11 protein-coding genes and 2 tRNA genes are annotated in these 17972 nt (G+C 52.1%); 1 reads left to right on the top strand and 12 read right to left on the bottom strand.

The features are described 5' to 3' along the window. Positions 1–131: 131 nt before the first annotated feature. The 8 genes from B2Y11_RS04965 to B2Y11_RS04930 all read right to left on the bottom strand — a co-directional run bounded on the left by B2Y11_RS04965 (position 132) and on the right by B2Y11_RS04930 (position 9315). Positions 132–1481 carry an SGNH/GDSL hydrolase family protein gene (locus B2Y11_RS04965; protein WP_291056917.1) on the bottom strand — a complete coding sequence of 450 codons (1350 nt, stop codon included), beginning with the start codon at positions 1479–1481 and terminating at the stop codon, positions 132–134. Continuing rightward, positions 1478–2617 carry a tetratricopeptide repeat protein gene (locus B2Y11_RS04960; protein ID WP_291056915.1) on the bottom strand — a complete coding sequence of 380 codons (1140 nt, stop codon included), beginning with the start codon at positions 2615–2617 and terminating at the stop codon, positions 1478–1480. The genes B2Y11_RS04965 and B2Y11_RS04960 overlap by 4 nt, the downstream gene beginning before the upstream one ends. 468 nt (positions 2618–3085) lie before the next feature. Beyond that, a complete protein-coding gene (locus B2Y11_RS04955; RefSeq protein ID WP_291056913.1) occupies positions 3086–4177 on the bottom strand; it encodes a tetratricopeptide repeat protein in 1092 nt (363 codons plus the stop codon). A 414-nt stretch (positions 4178–4591) separates the two neighbouring features. Beyond that, entirely contained in the window at positions 4592–5929 is a 1338-nt protein-coding gene (locus B2Y11_RS04950) for a tetratricopeptide repeat protein (RefSeq protein ID WP_291056911.1), read from the bottom strand. Positions 5930–6584: 655 nt separating this feature from the next. Then, positions 6585–6950 (bottom strand): ArsR/SmtB family transcription factor, encoded by a 366-nt coding sequence (locus B2Y11_RS04945; RefSeq protein ID WP_291056909.1) that lies wholly within the window; start codon positions 6948–6950, stop codon positions 6585–6587. A gap of 258 nt (positions 6951–7208) precedes the next feature. Further along, positions 7209–8504: an ArsB/NhaD family transporter gene (locus B2Y11_RS04940; RefSeq protein ID WP_291056907.1), complete on the bottom strand. Its 1296-nt coding sequence runs from the start codon at positions 8502–8504 to the stop codon at positions 7209–7211. Positions 8505–9108: 604 nt separating this feature from the next. Continuing rightward, positions 9109–9182: transfer RNA gene (locus B2Y11_RS04935), tRNA-Gln, on the bottom strand. A gap of 57 nt (positions 9183–9239) precedes the next feature. Then, a tRNA-His gene (locus B2Y11_RS04930) sits at positions 9240–9315 on the bottom strand. Between the two features lie 256 nt (positions 9316–9571). On the opposite strand from B2Y11_RS04930, the gene B2Y11_RS04925 reads away from it, so the two are divergent. After that, positions 9572–10195, top strand: a complete 624-nt coding sequence (locus B2Y11_RS04925) for a cyclodeaminase/cyclohydrolase family protein (RefSeq protein WP_291056905.1) — start codon at positions 9572–9574, stop codon at positions 10193–10195. Between the two features lie 727 nt (positions 10196–10922). On the opposite strand, the gene nth is transcribed toward B2Y11_RS04925, so the two are convergent. The 4 genes from nth to leuS all read right to left on the bottom strand — a co-directional run bounded on the left by nth (position 10923) and on the right by leuS (position 17762). Next, complete coding sequence (gene nth, locus B2Y11_RS04920) at positions 10923–11579, bottom strand: endonuclease III (protein WP_291056903.1); 657 nt, start codon at positions 11577–11579, stop codon at positions 10923–10925. Next, on the bottom strand, positions 11576–12496 hold the full coding sequence (locus B2Y11_RS04915; RefSeq protein ID WP_291056901.1) for an NAD(P)/FAD-dependent oxidoreductase: 921 nt from the start codon (positions 12494–12496) through the stop codon (positions 11576–11578). The genes nth and B2Y11_RS04915 overlap by 4 nt, the downstream gene beginning before the upstream one ends. Positions 12497–13278: 782 nt before the next feature. Next, entirely contained in the window at positions 13279–14928 is a 1650-nt protein-coding gene (locus B2Y11_RS04910; RefSeq protein ID WP_291056899.1) for a nucleoside kinase, read from the bottom strand. Positions 14929–15293: 365 nt separating this feature from the next. Next, on the bottom strand, positions 15294–17762 hold the full coding sequence (gene leuS, locus B2Y11_RS04905) for a leucine--tRNA ligase (RefSeq protein ID WP_291056898.1): 2469 nt from the start codon (positions 17760–17762) through the stop codon (positions 15294–15296). Between the last annotated feature and the right edge of the window lie 210 nt (positions 17763–17972).

Here is a 17972-nt window from a genome sequence, read left to right as displayed (position 1 = left end):
CCATCAACCCTCGCCCGCGAAAGCTGGCGTCAACCTTCGGGAATACTGGAAAGCACCGCTCAGATCCCGGTCCCGGCCCCGGTCCCGATCCCGACCGCGCCACAGGGGCTTGTCCATAAGCCGCCAGCTCACTATTTCATAAATTCTCCCATATGCCGATTGATTTCTCCGGCTATCATCTGCTTGGCGTTCCAGTCTCCGTGGATGCCGTCCATGGCCAGTTCTCCCGGCATGACGGGGTAGTCGGAGAAGGGGGCGGCTGTGTCGATATGGGGCTGGGTGCGGATGTAGGCGTTGACTTTGTCTACCGATTCTTTCCAGCCGCTGTAGGTGACGTCGCCGTAATATTTCTGGATGTTTTCCGGGTTAATGGGAACGATGGTTAAAAGGATGGGGACGATGTGGTGGTCTATGCATTTCTTTCGGATGGCTTCCAGGTGGTGGATGACCTTGTCCGGGTCGGCGCCCATGCGGAGGTCGTTGATACCGCCCATGATGAGGAGGTACTTCACATGGAAGGGCAGTACGTCCCTGTCGAAGCGGTCTTCCATCATTTCGGTGGTGTCGCCGCTCCTGCCCATATTGACGGCGGGAAAGTCCAGGTAGGTGACGTAGCTGTAGGCCATGTCGGCGGGGCTGTGGTAGAGGTGGCCGCCGCCCTGGGTAATGCTGTCGCCGAAGATGCCCACTTCGAAGTGTTCGTCGGGATTGGTTCTCACCTTTTCCGGTAGGCTCCAGATGCCCAGGGGATTTCCATTTTCGTCCATGCCTCTGACCCGCCAGTAGAAGGTGCCAATGCGCGGATTGTCATCATATACGTTGGACAGGGCGGTTTCTTTGGAAAATACCCGGTATTTCGAAGGTTCTGTGCCGTCCCTGTTTTCCGGATACTGGTCCGTCACTTCCACTTCATATTTTACAGCGCCCGGATTTCCTGCATAGGAATAGACGGGATAGAGAAGGGTGGAGCCGTTCCCCGGACGATACACATGGGGATAGGGGGCGTTCCTGGTGATGGGCTTCATGGTACTTCTTACTTCCATGGGCGAGGAGAAAGGTCCCATGCCTTCCCAGTTGGCGTCAATGGGGCGCACCCGCCAGTAAAGGGGTGCTTCTCCGGGCGGGAAGGTGGACAGGTCCACCAGGACCTGGTTCGTATAAATGCGCTGGTTATCGTACAGATGGTTTTCCACCGGGCTGTTCCGGTCCAGGTTCTCCGGCAGTCCCCGGAAAATTTCCACTTCGTAGCGCACCGATTCCGGATCTTCCTGCCAGGTAAGAAGGATGAGCTTTTCCTGCTCTCCCGCTTTTTCCTCCATCTGGGATGGAAGGGCCCCTTCTTCTCTGCCGGCAGCCAGGGCGCTCTGGAGGAGCTGGTCTTCTATAGACCCATCTTCTGCCGAAACAGGAAGGGAAAAGGACAGGGCCAGAAGGGCCGATATAATCAATTTCGCAGGATTTTTACCAGTCAGGGATTTCATGATTTCATTCCTTTAATTTCGTTATAGAGATACTGCAGGGCCTGTTCTGCTTCCCGGCTTCCCAGGGAGGCCGCTTTTTCCAGCCACTGCACGGCGGCCAAACTGTTTACCTCCGTACCATAACCGTACTGATAGCAGGCGGCCAGCCAGCCCATAGCTTCCGGAAATCCCCGGTCTGCGGCCTCTTTGAAAAGGGCAAAGGCTTTATCATCATGTCCATCTTCATGGTACATGACTCCCAGCTGAGTGGTGGAGGAGTCCATGCCGGCATCGGAGGCTCTGCCATACCATTCTTTGGCCAGGCGCCGGTCTTTTTTCGTGCCATTGCCATAGTAGTAGCAGTTGGCCAGATTGCCCATGGCAGTGGGCTCTCCCCCTTCGGCCGCCTTCTTCGTATACCGGAAGCCTTCTTTTTTGCTCCCCCCTTTTTCATCAAAGAGATAGAGCATGCCCAGGGCGGTGCCTGCCTTCAGGTGGCCTTTGGAAAAGGCTTTCTTAAAGAGGCGAATGCCTTCCTTTTCATCCTTCGCCATGCCGTCTCCCAAGTAGTAGAAATAGGCCAGGCGGTTCATGCTGTCCGGATAGCCGGCTTCTATGGATTTCCGGTAGCAGGAAATGGCCTTTTTATCGTCCACGTATTTTTTGAGAAGAGGATTGTTGTCCTGCACATGGCGGTCATGGAACTGGCCCAGGTCATTCCAAGCCTTCCAGTACCCCTGCATGGCGGCGGCCTCCAGCAGATGGAGGCCTGTATGCACCTCTTCCTCTTCTTCCCCATGCATCACGCTGAGGCAGCCCAAAGCTTCCAGGGCAAAGGCATCGCTTTCCTCTTTGGCGGCGGAAATCCACTTTTCCTTCGCGTCCATGATTTCATGGAATTCTTCATGACTCAAAAGGTCAAAATGGAGCATGCAGAAAACGCCGCAGAGACCGTCCCCTGCCCGGGCTCCCTTCAAAGCCTTTTGGATGGCTTCTTTGGGAGCAAAGGGAGCCACCCCCAGGTAGTACTGCTCATAGAGGGCCAGGAAATAAAGGGCCCGGCTGCTTCCTTCCTCCGCCAGCTTTTGGAAGAGGGGGTAAGCCGCCCTGACCCTGTAGGCAAGAAATAGTTTTTCAGCATTTTCCAATTCAGTCATTGTGATTCCTCGTTTCTCGTGGAAATTGTTTTTATTATAGCACTTGATGAACTCTGGAGTGTGTAAAAAAGGGGCGCGGCTTCGCCGCAGGTTATGTAAAAAGGTTGTGTTCGCTTCGCTCAGGGAGCGACAGCCGCCTTCGGCGGTTGAAGGTAGTGGTATCGCCGCTTTGGGGCGATGAGATTTATTGCTGCCTGTCGGCGGCAGCGCTGCCAGAAGCAGCGAAAACCAAACAACCGCGCCTGCGGCATGGGTCGGGCGATTCATAGGAAAGTCCTTTTATGTGCAGGATGAGGGCCAACTTCGACTGACTCGGAGACCCCTATGCAGGGTCTCCGACTCAAGGGGCGCAAGGGCATGGAGAGCAGCAGGCAGCGGAGAGCCAATAGAGGACATCCGCCCCACCAGCTCACCAATACACTAGATCACTAGCCCACTAGATCACTAGTACACTAGATCACTAGTACACTAAATAAAATATCTCCCCTGTTTCTGCAATTCTTCCACCGCTTCTTCGGAGCCGTGGTCTGCTGCTTCTTTCAGGTAGTCTATGGCTTTCCGGCGGTCCGGTTCCGTACCTCTTCCCTGGAGGTACATCATGCCTGCCAGGTAGAGGGCCCTCTCTTCCCCTTTGGCTGCGGCGGCTTCCATGTATGGCAGGGCCTCGTCCTCTTTTCCTTCGTCCAGGTAATGAAGGGCCAGGGAGAAAAGGGCTTCGTCGCAGCCATAGCCCACGGCGTCTTTCAGAAGGTTTGCCGCCTTTTTGCTGTCTTTAGGTACGGTAACGCCGTTTTCATAGAAGAAGGCCAGTTCTGCCAGGGCTTCCCCATTTCCTTTGGTCGCCGCTTTTTCAAACCAGGCTCTTGCCTTTTCCGGCATGGGGTCTGTTTCACCGGCCGTATCAATGGTTCCTTCGTACAGTTTTCCCAAAAAGAGGGCGGCGCCTTCGTTTCCATGTTCCCAGGATTTTTCCATCCAGGAAACCGGTTCTTCCAGTTCTTCTTCCCCCTTTGCCTTTACGGCCAGCATGAGGCCCAGCATGTATTCGCTTTCGCTGTCACGGAATTCTGCGGCCTTTGAGAAACAGGCAATGGCTTTTGCTTCCCTTTCATCATTGATATTATGCCCATAGTAGAACATGCCCAGGTCGTAGAGGGCTTTCCAGTATTCGTAGAAGGCGCCCTTGGCCAACCATTTCACCCCTTCTTCGTAGTCCAGAATCATGCCGTTTCCCATGTAGGAGAGGCCTGCTTCGTCCATGGCCAGCACGTCCCCCTGGTTAGCCATGAGAAGGACCCGGGAAAAATCCTGGTTCACCGTGTCCCACATAGCTTTCCCCGTTTCTCCCTGGAAAAGGGAAATGCCGCAGAGAGGGTCTCCCAGTTTCTTTCCTTCTTCAAAGAAACGGCGGCTCTTCTCTTCGTCCGCCTTCCTGTGACCGTAGCCTTCCCGCTCTATAAGACCTAAAAGGTAGAAGGCCCGGCCGGTCTTTTCCTTCTGCAGTTCTTCATAGGCTTCATCAATTTTCCCCTGTAAAAACAGACTTTCTCCTTCTGTCATGATTTGGCTCCTTTCCGGAAATAAGAAGTTTCCTGTACGGCTTGGTACTATTGTGGTTTATACCGACAGGAAACTGTTGGCGAATAGTTTCCTATTGAGATGATACGCTGTGGTGTTTCTTGCCGACAGGAAACTGTTGGCCGGGAGATTTCTCGACTCCGCTCGAAATGACGAAGCGGCGTGGCACTATTGTGTCTCTTGCCGACAGGAAACTGTTTGCGAAGGGTTTCCTATTGAGATGATACGCTGTGCTGTTTCTTGCCGGCAGGAAACTATTGGCGAAAAGTTTCCTACTCGGCTTGACGCCATTGTGGTTCATACCGACAGGAAACTATTCGACGGGAGATTTCTCGACTCCGCTCGAAATGACGAAGCGGCGTGGCACTATTGTGTCTCTTGCCGACAGGAAACTGTTTATCCAAAATGCGTCCTCAGTTCTTTTTCCGCTTCTTTCTGTCCTTTGAGGGCGGCCCGCTGAAAAAGTTCCTGGGCTTTCCTTAAATTTCTGGGAACTCCGGTGCCGGAGAAGTAGCAGTATCCCAGGGCAAATTCCGCATTCGGTTCGCCCAGGTCCGCTGCTTTGCGGAAGTATGGCAGGGCTTTGTCCAGCTCTTTCTGATTCATATACCAGTTGCCCAGAGCCGTAATGCTGAGGGGCTCATTTTCTTCTGCCAGCTTTTTCAGTATGGCAAGTCCCTGGGATTCGTCCTTTGGTATACGCCGGCCATAAAGGATGCAAAGAGCGATTTCCCGGAATGCACTAATGTCCCCTTCCTGGCCTGCCTGATAAAAGTAGGAAATCCCCTTTTTTGCACTTTCCTCATCGTCAAAGCCATAGATGTAAATGAGACCCAGCATGGTACCGGCCATGGGATTTCCAGCGTTCCAGGCTTTCTCATAGCACTCAATCGCTTTTCCTGTATCCGCCTCTGTCCCTTCTCCCTGATAATACATATGCCCCAGACGCATGAGAGCTTCGCTTTCCCCCTGCTTGGCGGCCATCTTCAAATAGGAAAAGCTCTTTTCCTTATCGCGGAGCTCAAGTTCTTCTTCCCCTTCTGCCCCTTCACCGGAATAGATTTCATAGAGCAGCATGGCTGCTTCGGCAGAGCCATGGGACGCTGCTTTTTCAAGGCAGATAAGGGCCCGATCCATATCCTTCCCAGTACCGATGCCATCACGATAGCAGAAGCCCAGCTGGCATTCGCCGTTTCCATAGGCCATGGCCGCACTTTTCAAATACCAGAGAAAAGCCTTATGGTCATCATGGTCCTTGAAGCTGTGACTCTCCCAAATCCATCCGGCCTTTACCATGGCATCTGCATGGCCCAGAGATGCGGCCTTTTCGTACCATGCCAGCGCTTTTTTCAGATTCACCCTCCGGTGGTAGCCATATTCAAACATGAGTCCCATCTCTATCATGGCCAAGGTACTTCCCTGATCTGCCAGCTTTTTCAGCTTTTTCACCAGCCTTTCAAAGGCAGCTGATGAAATATCGGGGTCTTTGGATTCTACCAGAAAGAGGCCCAAAGGACTTTCGAGCCTGATGGCTTTGGCCAGGAAATCGTCGGCCAACCGGTCATCTATCGCCCCTGTCATACCGCATCCATACATATGGGACAGCATGGCAGCGGCGGTGCCTCTGTCTTCATCACTGTCAGAATCATTGTATATACGGTTATACGTGGCCAGGGAGGCGGAGAAATCGCCTGTCAGAAGAAACTGCTGTGCTTGTTCGATGGTATCAGTCATAAAGGTCTCCTTTAGAAATCGTATTTGAGGCTTGATGATTCAGGCGCCTTTCGGCGCGGTTGGGATCGGGACGGTGCTTTCCTGTATTCCCGAAGGTTGACACGCCCTTACGGGCGTGAGGGTTGATGGCGCCGCCGGGCCTTTGGCCCTGGGCCCCAAGGGTTCTATCCGGGACCGGCTGACGCCTCCCGGATGGGTTCAGGGCCTTCGACCCAGGGAGTTATATAGTACCACTGCGTTGGCGAGGTACGGCGCCTTACGGCGCCATTTTGTAAGCCGCTTCGCGGCAGTTTCCGCCGTTAGGCGGTATTTATCATGGCGCCGAAAGGCGCCCACATCGCCAGCGCAGCGATACTACATAACTCCCGAGGGCGGGAGCCCGGAGCCCGCCTGTAAGGCGAAGCCGATCACAGGCAGAACCCTGCCAGCCCAGGGCGTCAGCCCGGCGGCTGGCTCAACCCTCGCGCCGCGAAAGACCACGGTCGGCCGACTAAATGGAAGGCCCTTTTATGGGCAGGCTAAGGGCCAACTTCGGCCGACTTGCACATCCTATGCAGGATGTGCACATCAACCTTCGGGAATACAGCCGCCCGCCGAAATCGCATAAAAAAAGCAGTCCCCCGAGGACTGTTTTTTTTATGCGGTACACATATCATCAGTTGCCGAATTCGTCTTTTCCTCCCACCTGCTGGGGCTGGACTTTCACGTACTTAATCTGCTCGCAGACGCACTTATCCTTCATTTTGTAAAGTTCCGGAATGAATTCCATGAGCTTGTTGAATGTATCATCATTAATGGAATACTTGGTCCAGAGACCTTCTCTTCTGGCATTGACCACTTTAGCTTCGATGAGAATCTTCATATGGTAGGACAGAGTGGACTGGGAAAGCGTGAAATTGGACAGAATATCGCAGGCGGACATTTCGCGGCAGGACAGCATATCCACTACCCGGAGACGGGTCTCGTCGGAAAGCGCTTTGAAAATAGTGGCAAACTCCTTATAACTTGGCTGGAAATCCATGATTAACCCCTTTTCTAAATAGATAGTTTATCGTTTTATTATACAGGCATAGATGTAAACTGTCTTTCCTCCGCATCTGCCCGGGCAGCACGAATCGACACATTTAAATCTGTTTTTGTCTATTTTATAACACGCCTGTTTTTTTGTCAATCCAATTTCATTGATAGGGTACAATTATTTCCATTTTCCCATAAGAAAAGGCCTGCCCCATGGCAGGTCTTTTCCGGTGGATTATATAAAGGTAAGCCCTCTTACAGATTACATACCGCCCAGCATGAAGTAGCGGACTTCGATGTATACGCTGGACACGATCAGGGACATAATCATCAGCGGGAAGCACCATTTCATGAAGGTGCCGAAGGAAATGTTATGTCCTTCCTTTGCTGCAATAGCTACCATGATAACGTTCGGGGAAGCACCGATCATGGTACCGTTGCCGCCGAAGCAGGCGCCGGTAGCCAGAGCCCACCACATATAGTCTGCATGAGGCAGATTCATGAGGGCCTGCATATCCTTAATCAGAGGAATCATAGTTGCGGTGAAGGGGATGTTGTCGATGAAGGCGGAAGCCACACCGGAGAGCCACAGAATCATGTAGGTAATGAGGTGATTGTCCCCGTTGGCCAGAGCCACGCCCCAGGATGCGATGGCGGTAATAACGCCGGCATTTTCCATGCCGCCTACCAGGATGAAGAGGCCCATGAAGAAGAACAGGGTATCCAGATCCACTTCCTTCATCGCTTCTTCCGGATTCACATGGCAGGCCAGCATAGCAACTACGCCGCCGGTCATGGCGATGGTAGCGGACTGCAGTCCGAAGCGGGAATGAAGAACGAAGCCTACGATAGTAAGACCAAGTACGATGAGGGACCGCTTGAAGATCATCTTGTCTTCCACAGCGGACATAATATCAATGGCATCGATCTGTTCCTTGGGAAGGTGTCCATGCGGCAGCTCCTTACGGAAAATAAAGAGAATGCCGATCAGGGTAGCCACAATGGTAATCACAACTACCGGAGCCAGATTGATAAGGAAGTCATTGAAATCCAAATGGGTAGCAGAACCGATCATAACGTTCGGCGGGTTGCCGATCATGAGCGCCGTACCGCCTACGTTGCACATAAGGATTTCAGAAACCAGAACCGGTACAGGAGAAATCTTCAGCATACGGCAGAGGGAAATGGTCATAGGAGCGATCAGAAGGGCTGCGGTGACGGAATCAATAAGGGATGCCCCTACGGCGGTTACACAGGAAAGAAGAACCAGAAGCTCCCGCGGAGACCCCTTGGACTCCTTCATGGCCCATAGGGCCAGCACCCGGAAGAAACCGGATTTCTTTACTACGGAAATCAGAATCATCATGCCTGCCAGAAGGCCCAGGGTATTCCAGTCAATAAATCTCTCAAAGGCCTCGGACTGTGTTACATACCCCGCATAAATCATCGCGCCGCCGCCAACCAGCGCGCAGATGGTTCTCGGGAATTTCTCAGACATGATTCCCACATAGGTGAGACAGAAGATAATGACGGCTAGATAGAATTGAAATGTAGTCATGAAACCTGAACTCCTCTCACTGCCCTGAAACGGGTCGTAGATTTTCATTGGGAATGAGGGACCGCGTTCCTCCGGACCCTTCCTTTTCCGGAAATGCGGAATGTGTAATCACGACGTCCCCGATGAAGAAACACCACATCGCTTGACAGTTTTATTCTAACACAATGCATGGAAGAAATAAATAATACACCTTGAAGAAGATGAAAAATAACCTATAAAATTTAGTTTATGATTATCATAAATCATTTCTATTACTTATGCCCTCTATGGAGTTGGAAGAGGCGATTTTTAGAGAGTTCAGAGGGTTCTGCGCCCTTTGGGCGCAGAAGGGGCTGCGGCTTCGCCGCAGGTTGCGGAGAAGGATTGTGAAAAAGACACGCTTGCAGCGTGAGGGTTCAAAGGGTTCAGAGGGTTGTGGTATCGCACTATCGGGCGATACGCATGAAGCCGGTATTACGGGACTTTCGGCCGGACAAGTCATTCTGCCTGGGCCCCGTGCCATATGGGGCAACCAGGGAGCGCTGCGATAAAATGTAAGCGGTCAGCTGTCCCCATTTTCCCCAAGCAAAAATCCTGCAGACATTCATCTGCAGGATCCATGGACTGGCAGGGGTAGGTGGAGTCGGACCACCGATAACGGAGTCAAAGTCCGTTGCCTTACCGCTTGGCGATACCCCCATATAAAGGAACCGGTGAATTTCTTCATGCCTTTTCCGGATTTTGGGTAAAAAAAAATGGGGCGAGTGGTGGGGCTCGAACCCACGCATAACGGAGCCACAATCCGCCGTGTTAGCCGCTTCACCACACCCGCCACATATAGAGTCATATGACAGGCGTCATATGACGTTGTTTATTGTATCACATCCCCATGGGCCCGTCAAGAAATTCTTTTTTGGGGGCAATGGCAGCTGCGCTTTGCGCGCTGCAGTTTCCTGTCCGACATGGCACCATTGCGTTTCATCGGGGCAGGAAACTTTTTGCAAATCGTTTCCCCATTTCCGTGTATAATAATAAGCAAACCACCGGGCTCTGGCCTGTGGAAAATCTGACAATCGAGGTGCATGTGTATGGAAAAGAAAGCTTTCCGTGAAAGAACGATTGATGAATTTCTGGATGATCTGGGAAGCCGGTCCCCTGCCCCCGGCGGCGGGGCGGCAGCAGGGCTTCTGGGCGCCCAGGCCTGCGCGCTGGCGGAGATGGTGTGTCATCTCACCGAATCCAATAAGAACTACGCCCAGTTTCATGAAAAGGCAAAGGAATATGCCTCTGTATTCAATATGGCCCGTTCCATTTTCCTGGATCTCATGGACGAGGACGCCGCCAATTTCATAGAGCTCATGGAAACCCTCCGATCCATCAGGAACCTTCCCATGGAAGAGCGGCAGGAAAAGCAGCTGGAGGCCTTCAAAAAGGCCATTTCCGTACCCCGGCAGATGGCCCAGACCATGAGCGACCTTCTCCCCAGCTTTACCAATCTGCTGCTGAAGGGAAACCAAAACGCCTTAAGCGACTCCATCATGGCCGCCCAGGGCGCCATCGCCTGCATTCACGCTTCCATCATTAATGTAAAAATCAATATGAAATACATTGATGATGAATTCTACGAACATGAAATGAAGGACACCATCACTGCCTGGGAAAATGCGGTGTCCGCCATTGACGCAGTGCTCACCTACCAGGTGAATTTGTAAGAGGGGCCTTATGGACAAGCCCTGCGGGCTTGAGGGTTCAAGCGCCTTTCGGCGCTCGGGTTCAGAAGGTTCAGAGGGTTCAGAAGGGAAGGTTGACGGCCCTTCGGGCCGAGGGTTGTGGCCGCCTGTCGGCGGCNNGGGTTGTGTTTCGCTTCGCTCAGGGGGCGACAGCGGCTTTGCCGCTGAAGGTGGTGGTATCGCCCTTACGAGCGATGAGTATAAAATCAGCGTTACGGGAATTCCTTCCCGCCCTCATCGTCATTCTGAGCCGTAGGCGAAGAATCTCGGTACAAGACACTTATGAGCTAATCGATAGTAAATACCAGTCGGTGGGAAGGGCGAAGTACCAGGCCCCTGCATGAATTCCAATGACGTCATCCTCGCCACGCACCGAGATTCTTCACTGCGTTCAGAATGACAGAGTCAAGGGGCCATCCCATGACCAGTGCTGCCTCGATTTCTTCCCACCGGACACTCATCATCCTGAGCAAAGCGAAGGATCTCGGTAAGAAAAGCAAGTGACAGAAATGCTATTAACTACCAGTCGGCGGAGCCGCGCCGTCAGGCGCTCCCCAGCCACCAGCCACTAGCTCACTAGCTCACTAAAGTTGTTTTATACATACTGGCGCCCCTTTTTTTCTGAAGGGCGCCCACCACAACCCTTTGAACCTTCTGCACCCTTTGCACCCTTTGCACCCTCACACCGAAGGCGTGTCCACATGCCCTATCACTCCGGTTTCCAGGGGGTTACCTTCACCGTACAGGAAGGGCACACGTTCTGCAGGAAGCAGGTCTCGCAGTCCGGTTTCCTGGCGTGGCACACCCGTCTTCCATGCCAGATAAGCCAGTGATGGGCGGAAGACCAGTCCTTTTTCGGGATAGCCTTCTGGAGACCTTTTTCCACTTCCAAGGGCGTTGTTCCCTCCGCCAGCTTCAAACGGTTGGATACCCGGAATACATGGGTATCCACAGCAATGGCAGGATAGCCGAAAGCTACGCTCCTTACCACATTGGCCGTTTTCCTTCCTACGCCGGGCAGTTTCACCAGATCATCGAAATCCTCCGGCACCTCTCCATGATAATCGGAAAGGAGCATATGGCACATACCCAGAAGATTCTTTGCCTTAGCTTTATAGAGGCCGCAGTCATGGATTTCCGTTTCCAGCTGGCTCTGTGTAAGAGCTGCCATTTTCGCCGGCGTATCCAGCCTTGGAAATAGGCGGTCGGTGATGATGTTTACCCTTTTATCAGTGCACTGGGCGGAAAGGATGACCGCCACCAGCAGAGTAAAAGGGCTTGTGAAATGGAGCATGGTGCCGTCATTCTTATACACCTCTGCCAGACGGCGCAGCTGCTCCGCCTTCACCTTTTTCGTGACTCTCATAATCCGCTGCGGAGCAGGTACTCATGGGCTGCCAGCGCAGCTGCCGCCCCCTCTCCTGCTGCAATAATGACCTGCTTATTCCTGCAGTCAGTCACATCCCCCGCTGCAAAAAGGCCATCTACATTGGTTTCCCCTTCCTTATTAGTCATGATTTCTCCCAGAGAATTGACTTTGACATCGGAAGGAAGATAGGAATTGTTCGGAATACCGCCAGCTTCTACAAAAACACCATCCACAGAAAGTTCTTCTGTCTTTCCATCAGCCTTATTTTTAATCACAAGACCCTGTACCTTCTTGTCCCCTTTAACTTCCTCCGGCGTATATCCCATATGTACCTTCACATTCTCCAGCTCTTTCATGCGTTTGACCAGAATTTCCTGAGCCCGGATACGGCTCCGCACCAGAAGGTATACCGTGGGGCAGAGTTTTGCCAGCTCAATGGCAGCCTGTACCGCACTGTCTCCGCCGCCCACAATAGCCACTGTTTTCTTGCGGTAGAATGGCCCATCACAGGTAGCGCAGTAGCTCACGCCTCGACCGGTATATTCCTTTTCTCCGGGAATATCCAGAGTACGGCTGTGCTTCCCTGCTGTCACAATGCAGGTCTTTCCATGAAGTTCGCTTCCGTCATCCAGATGAGCGGTGAAGGTACCGTCCGCCTCCTTCACCAGAGACTTCACACCGGCATAGACGAATTCCACCGGATACTGCTTCACATGGGCCTCCATCTTGTCAGCCAGCTCAAAGCCGGAAATAGACGGAAACCCCAGATAATTTTCGATTTCATTTGTTAAGAGCATCTGGCCTCCAATATCGGTAGTCACCACCTTGACCGTCAGCTCCTTCCGGGCCGCATAGAGCGCTGCATTCAGCCCCGCAGGGCCTGCCCCGATAACCAGTACATCAACCATATCCATATTTCTTCCTCCTCTTATATCGAATTTTATCGTTCTTAAACCTATTATATATGAAACAGAGACTTTATGCAAATAGGACAGTCTGCTTTGTGCAAAGCCACGCCAAAAGACAGAAAAGCCTATCAGGGGAGTCTCCAGATAAATTCAACCAATGAATCAGGCGTCTGCGCCTTGGCCCTCCCATTTTCATGGGTGCTGCTCAGATCATGTCGTCAGAGAGAGGAAAGTTCTGCGAGCGCTCTTCCTTATTGCTTTTCTGTCTTCTATTTTTTTGCATTGTCTTCTGTCTATTGCCGGCCGGCCTTAGAAGAAGGGAGGTTGAAAAGTGAAATTTCCTGATGTTTCCCTTCTCCCTACCTTCTCCTCTACCGCGGATGTGGAAAAAGCATTTGGAAAATGGGGTTCATCATCTCATGAGTACTTTTTCATTCCTCTGATACTAATATCGCAGAAGATTCGAATTTTTTACCCCTCTGAAGAAAAAAATTTCAAATTTTTTTTAAAGACCTTTTAGCAGCCACATCTACAGGCATCTTTTCGTCTTTCAGCCTCGTACACCCTTTCCCGCTTCTGCCCTGCATATTCTATTGAGCATACGCACCTTACATCTTCCTGCAGCATGACTATGACAGACTTGCGGGATTCTTAATTTTCTTACGAATCCACTTTGCTGATGGGCATTCCATTCCTCTGCCGCCTCAAAGAAAAACAAGAAATTGAGATGTCTTTCCTTTTGCAGCCCCACTGATGGAGAATGACTGAAAACCGCAGAAAATCAGCAGTCAGCGATTCAGGAAGGATTTTCCCAGCCCTTTATATCCTACAAATTCCCGAAGGAGGGACTCTCCCGGCACGATGGAGGCGTCCAGTTCTCTGAAAGGCATGAGGAAGGAGAGCATTCTTCTGGCTTCAGAGTAGGCGGGGCTGTCTCTTTTTATGCCTTCCAGAAGTGGTCTTGCCAGTTTTTTCAGTACGGGGATTTCATACAGGAGGGCGGTATTGAAAACCACGTTGGCCCGGTCCTGGTACTGGAAGATATTTCTTTCTTCTCCCCTTCTTACATTGTCCCATACCATGAGGGTATGTTCCGGGCCGTTGCCGCGGAACTGGTAGTCCCGCACCAGGCGGCGGAGAAGGCGGCTGTCGGAGGTGGAAATGCGGTTATGGTCGTTGATGGTAAGCTGGGTCAGGGCGGAGAGGTAGACCCGGATGCACTGGTATCCGGGAACGAAGTAGGTGAGCTTCGGATTCAGGGCATGGAGACCTTCCACCAGGATGGGCTGTCCCTTCCCCAGGCGGATGGGCTTTTCGTCCCATTCTTTTTTTCCGGTGATGAAATTGAACCGGGGCAGGCGGACTTCTCTTCCTTCCAGCAGGGCGGAGACGGTGTCTTCAAAAAGGGTGAGGTCCAACGCTTCCAGATTTTCCCAGTTTTCATTTCCCATTTCATCCCGGTTCCGGAAATAGTCGTCCAAGGAGAGCATGACAGGCCTTACGCCGTTTACCCAGAGATGGACGATGAGCCTTTTCATAAAGGTGGTTTTGCCGGAGGAGGAAGGCCCTGCCATGCACACCAGACGGATAGGCGGCTTCTGCCGGCAGATGGTGTCCGCCAGTTCCGCCATTTTCTTTTCCTGCAGTGCTTCGGCAGTGGCCACCAGGTCATAGATACGGCCTGTGTCGATGGCCCGGTTCAGTTCTTCCAGGTTATGGCAGCCGATGAGTTCGCTCCAGTTCTGGGATTCCAGAAATACCCGGGCGTAAAGAGGATCATCCTTACCGGGGGTAAGCTCTGTTTCTCCGGGGCCTGGAATCTGGAGCAGAAAGCCGGGGGCATAGGAATGGAGGGCAAAGGCGGTGATGAAACCCATGTCCGGCAGCATGGGGCCGAAGTAGTAGTCAATGAGGCCTCCGCACTGGTCTACATCCAGTTCGGAGAAATCGAGCTGGGAAAGAAGTTCCGCATCTTCTGTGCGTCCTTTCATGCGGAGAAAGGCAATGGCCCTGTTTCTGCCTACCACCAGCTTTGTGATTTTTCTCCGCTCAGAAACAATGGCTTTCATCCGATCCTCCAGAATGGAAAGTTCCTTCTGCAGAGGGGTGTGTCCGTCCTTGAATTCGCAGTAAATGGATTTTCCCAGGGAGTGCTTCACTTTGACATCCGCTTTGTCACCGTATATTTCTTTCACGCCGCATACAAGAAGCATGATGGCGGTGCGGCGGTAGGCCTGGTAGGCCTGCTTCGAGGAGAGGGGTATCCAGCGCACGGTGCCGTCTTTTGTAAAGGGGGTCTGGAAATCGAGAATATCCCCGTCGCAGTCTGCCAGCACAGCGTCATTTCTGCCTCTCTCCCCCCTCACCATGTTCCACAGGTTCTGGGGCGAGGCGCCGTCAAAAAAATCAAAACTTCTGCCTTCACAGGTTATATGCATGGAAATCACTCCTTTACCTTTATGTGAAAATCTGTTTTCTTTATTGTATCACAGCCATAAAAAAGGTGGCTGCAGCTATGGACACACCCTGCGGTGCACAGTGGACAACAGCCAGCAGGATAATTCTTCCTCAAAAGTTGTGCTGAATCCATTGCCGCATACATCAAAAAAAGACGGTGCTTTTGTAGTCAGGCTTCAGACCTATCCTCAGAGCTGTCGCCCAGCTCCTTTCTGAGAAAGGAGCCTGCGTTACGTGCTTCCCCTCCGGCCTGATATGGATATTCTGGATCTAGGGAAGCACTGATTCATTCACAGCACCAGGAAACGAAAAAGCCGATGGCCTTGGCCACCGGCTTTTTGATGTTTTATTTTACTACGATATTCACGATACGTTTCGGCACTACGATAACTTTTACAATGGTCTTTCCATCGGTGAATTTCTTCACTTCCGGCAGTTCCTTTGCTTTCTCGCCGATTTCTTCGCGGCTCATGGCTACAGGGACGGTGATGGAAGCACGGACTTTGCCGTTGACCTGTACGCCCAGCGCCACTTCATCCACCACGAGAGCGGAGGCGTCGCAGGCTGGCCAGGATGCTTCGTGAACGCTCTTTTCCTTTTCGCCCAGTCCCTGCCACAGTTCTTCTGTAATGTGAGGAACGAAGGGAGCCAGCAGGATGAGGAGGTTCCGGAGAAGTTCACAGGCCAGGTTTTCTTCGATGGCCTCATGGCTTTCTACGAAGCGGTACATGTCATTCACCAGTTCCATAATGGAGGAAATGGCGGTATTGAAGGCAAATTTGCCGTCCAGGTCTTCGGTAACCTTTGAAATGGTCTGGTGCAGTCTTCTGCGGAGAGCTGTTTCATCTTCCGTAAGCTTTCCTTTGTTTTCCTTGGCCAGGTCCTGGTATTTGCCGGTAATAGCCCATACTCTCTTCAGGAAGCGGTAGGAGCCTTCCACGCCCTGGTCGGACCATTCCAGATCCTTTTCCGGAGGCGCTGCGAAGAGGATGAAGAGGCGGGCGGTGTCGGCGCCGTACTTTCCTACGATTTCTTCAGGGGATACTACGTTGCCTACGGATTTACTCATCTTGCCGCCGTCCTTCAGCACCATGCCCTGGCAGAGGAGGTTGGTGAAGGGTTCGGGGTAGTCCACCATGCCTTCGTCCTGCAGGACTTTCATGAAGAAACGGGAGTAGAGCAGATGGAGAATGGCGTGTTCGATACCGCCAATGTACTGGTCTACAGGCATCCAGTAGTTAGCCTTGTTCTTATCAAAAGGTTCCTTTTCATTGTGGGGATCGCAGTAGCGGAGGTAGTACCAGGAGGAATCAATGAAGGTATCCATGGTATCCGTTTCACGAGTAGCGTCGGCGCCGCACTGGGGGCACTTCACATGGAGGAAAGTTTCACTGGTTTCCAGCGGGGAGGTAGCGCCGGCTACGAAATTGACATCCGTCGGCAGTTTCACCGGCAGGTCTTCTTCCGGTACCAGCACATTGCCGCAGTGGGGGCAGTGGATAATCGGAATGGGGCAGCCCCAGTAGCGCTGACGGGAAATGAGCCAATCCCGGAGGCGGTAGTTGACTTTGCCTTCGCCAATGCCCATGTCTTCAAATTTCTTTGTAATGGCTTCCCTGCCTTCTGCAGAGGTGAGGCCGTCAAATTCGCCGGAGTTTACCAGGTAACCGTCGGCGTCATAAGCCTTGTCCATATCTTCCAGGGTAAGGCTCTTTGCCTTGTTCTGCACCACCAGTTTCATGGGCAGATGGTATTTCTTTGCAAATTCAAAGTCGCGCTGGTCATGGGTCGGAACAGCCATGACGGCGCCGGTGCCGTATTCATAGAGGACGTAGTTGGCAATCCAGATGGGAACCCTTTCCCCGGTGAGAGGATGGATGGCGTAGCTGCCGGTGAACATGCCCAGCTTCGGCGCATCTTCCGCTGTGCGGACGATGTCGTTCTGGTTTCTCATTTCCGTAATGAAAGCTTCCAGTTTATCCTTTTCCGGATTTCCGGCAATGAGTTTTTCAACCAGCGGATGTTCCGGTGCCAGTACCATGTAGGTTACGCCGTACACCGTATCCACACGGGTGGTGTATACGGGAATGGAATCGTCCATGCCTTCCACCTTGAAGGAGAACTGGGTGCCGGTGGAACGGCCGATCCAGTTTCTCTGCATGGTCTTTACCCTTTCCGGCCAGCCGGGCATATGGTCCAGATCAGCCAGGAGGCGGTCAGCGTAGTCCGTAATTTTCAGGAACCACTGGGACAGGTCCTTCTTCACCACCGGATTCTTACATCTCCAGCAGCGGCCTTCTTCTACCTGTTCATTGGCCAGTACGGTGTGGCAGGTGTCGCACCAGTTGACCTTGGCTTCCTTCTTGTAAGCCAGGCCTCTCTTGTAGAAAATTTCAAAGAGCTTCTGGGTGTGCTTGTAATAGTCTTCGCCGCAGGTCAGAACCTTCCTGTCCCAGTCATAGGACAGGCCCAGTTCCTTCTGCTGGCGGGTCATGTTGTCAATATTGGAATAGGTCCATTCAGCCGGCGGAATGCCATGTTTGATAGCTGCATTTTCTGCAGGCATGCCGAAGGCATCAAATCCCATGGGATGAATCACATTAAAGCCCTGCATCTTTTTGAAACGGGCCACCACATCGCCGATGGAATAGTTTCTTACATGTCCCATATGAAGATTGCCGGAGGGGTATGGGAACATCTCCAGCACATAATATTTTTTCTTAGAGGGATCCGAATGGGTCTCAAATGCTTTGGTATCCTCCCAGATTTTCTGCCATTTTTTCTCAATCTGCTGAGGAACGTACTTTTCACGCATATTTTCACCTTCCACAAAAATAATGAACCATCATCATTTTTTATATAGTTAGTACTTATTATATAGCTCATAGAGGGAAATAGTCAAATGGAGCGCCCTTTGGGGTAAGTGTCAAGTTTTCCTCGGTAATTCATTTGACTGTCGATGATTACTATCTCCGTGGCTTCGGTTTTATCAGTATTTCTGTATAGCTCTGGCCAGTCTCCCCAT

Source organism: Dialister sp. UBA1703, assembly GCA_002320515.1.
In the GTDB taxonomy this organism is placed as follows: Bacteria; Bacillota; Negativicutes; order Veillonellales; family Dialisteraceae; genus Dialister.
The sequence above is the reverse complement of the archived record's forward strand: the minus strand, read 5'-3'. Positions and strand labels throughout refer to the sequence as shown.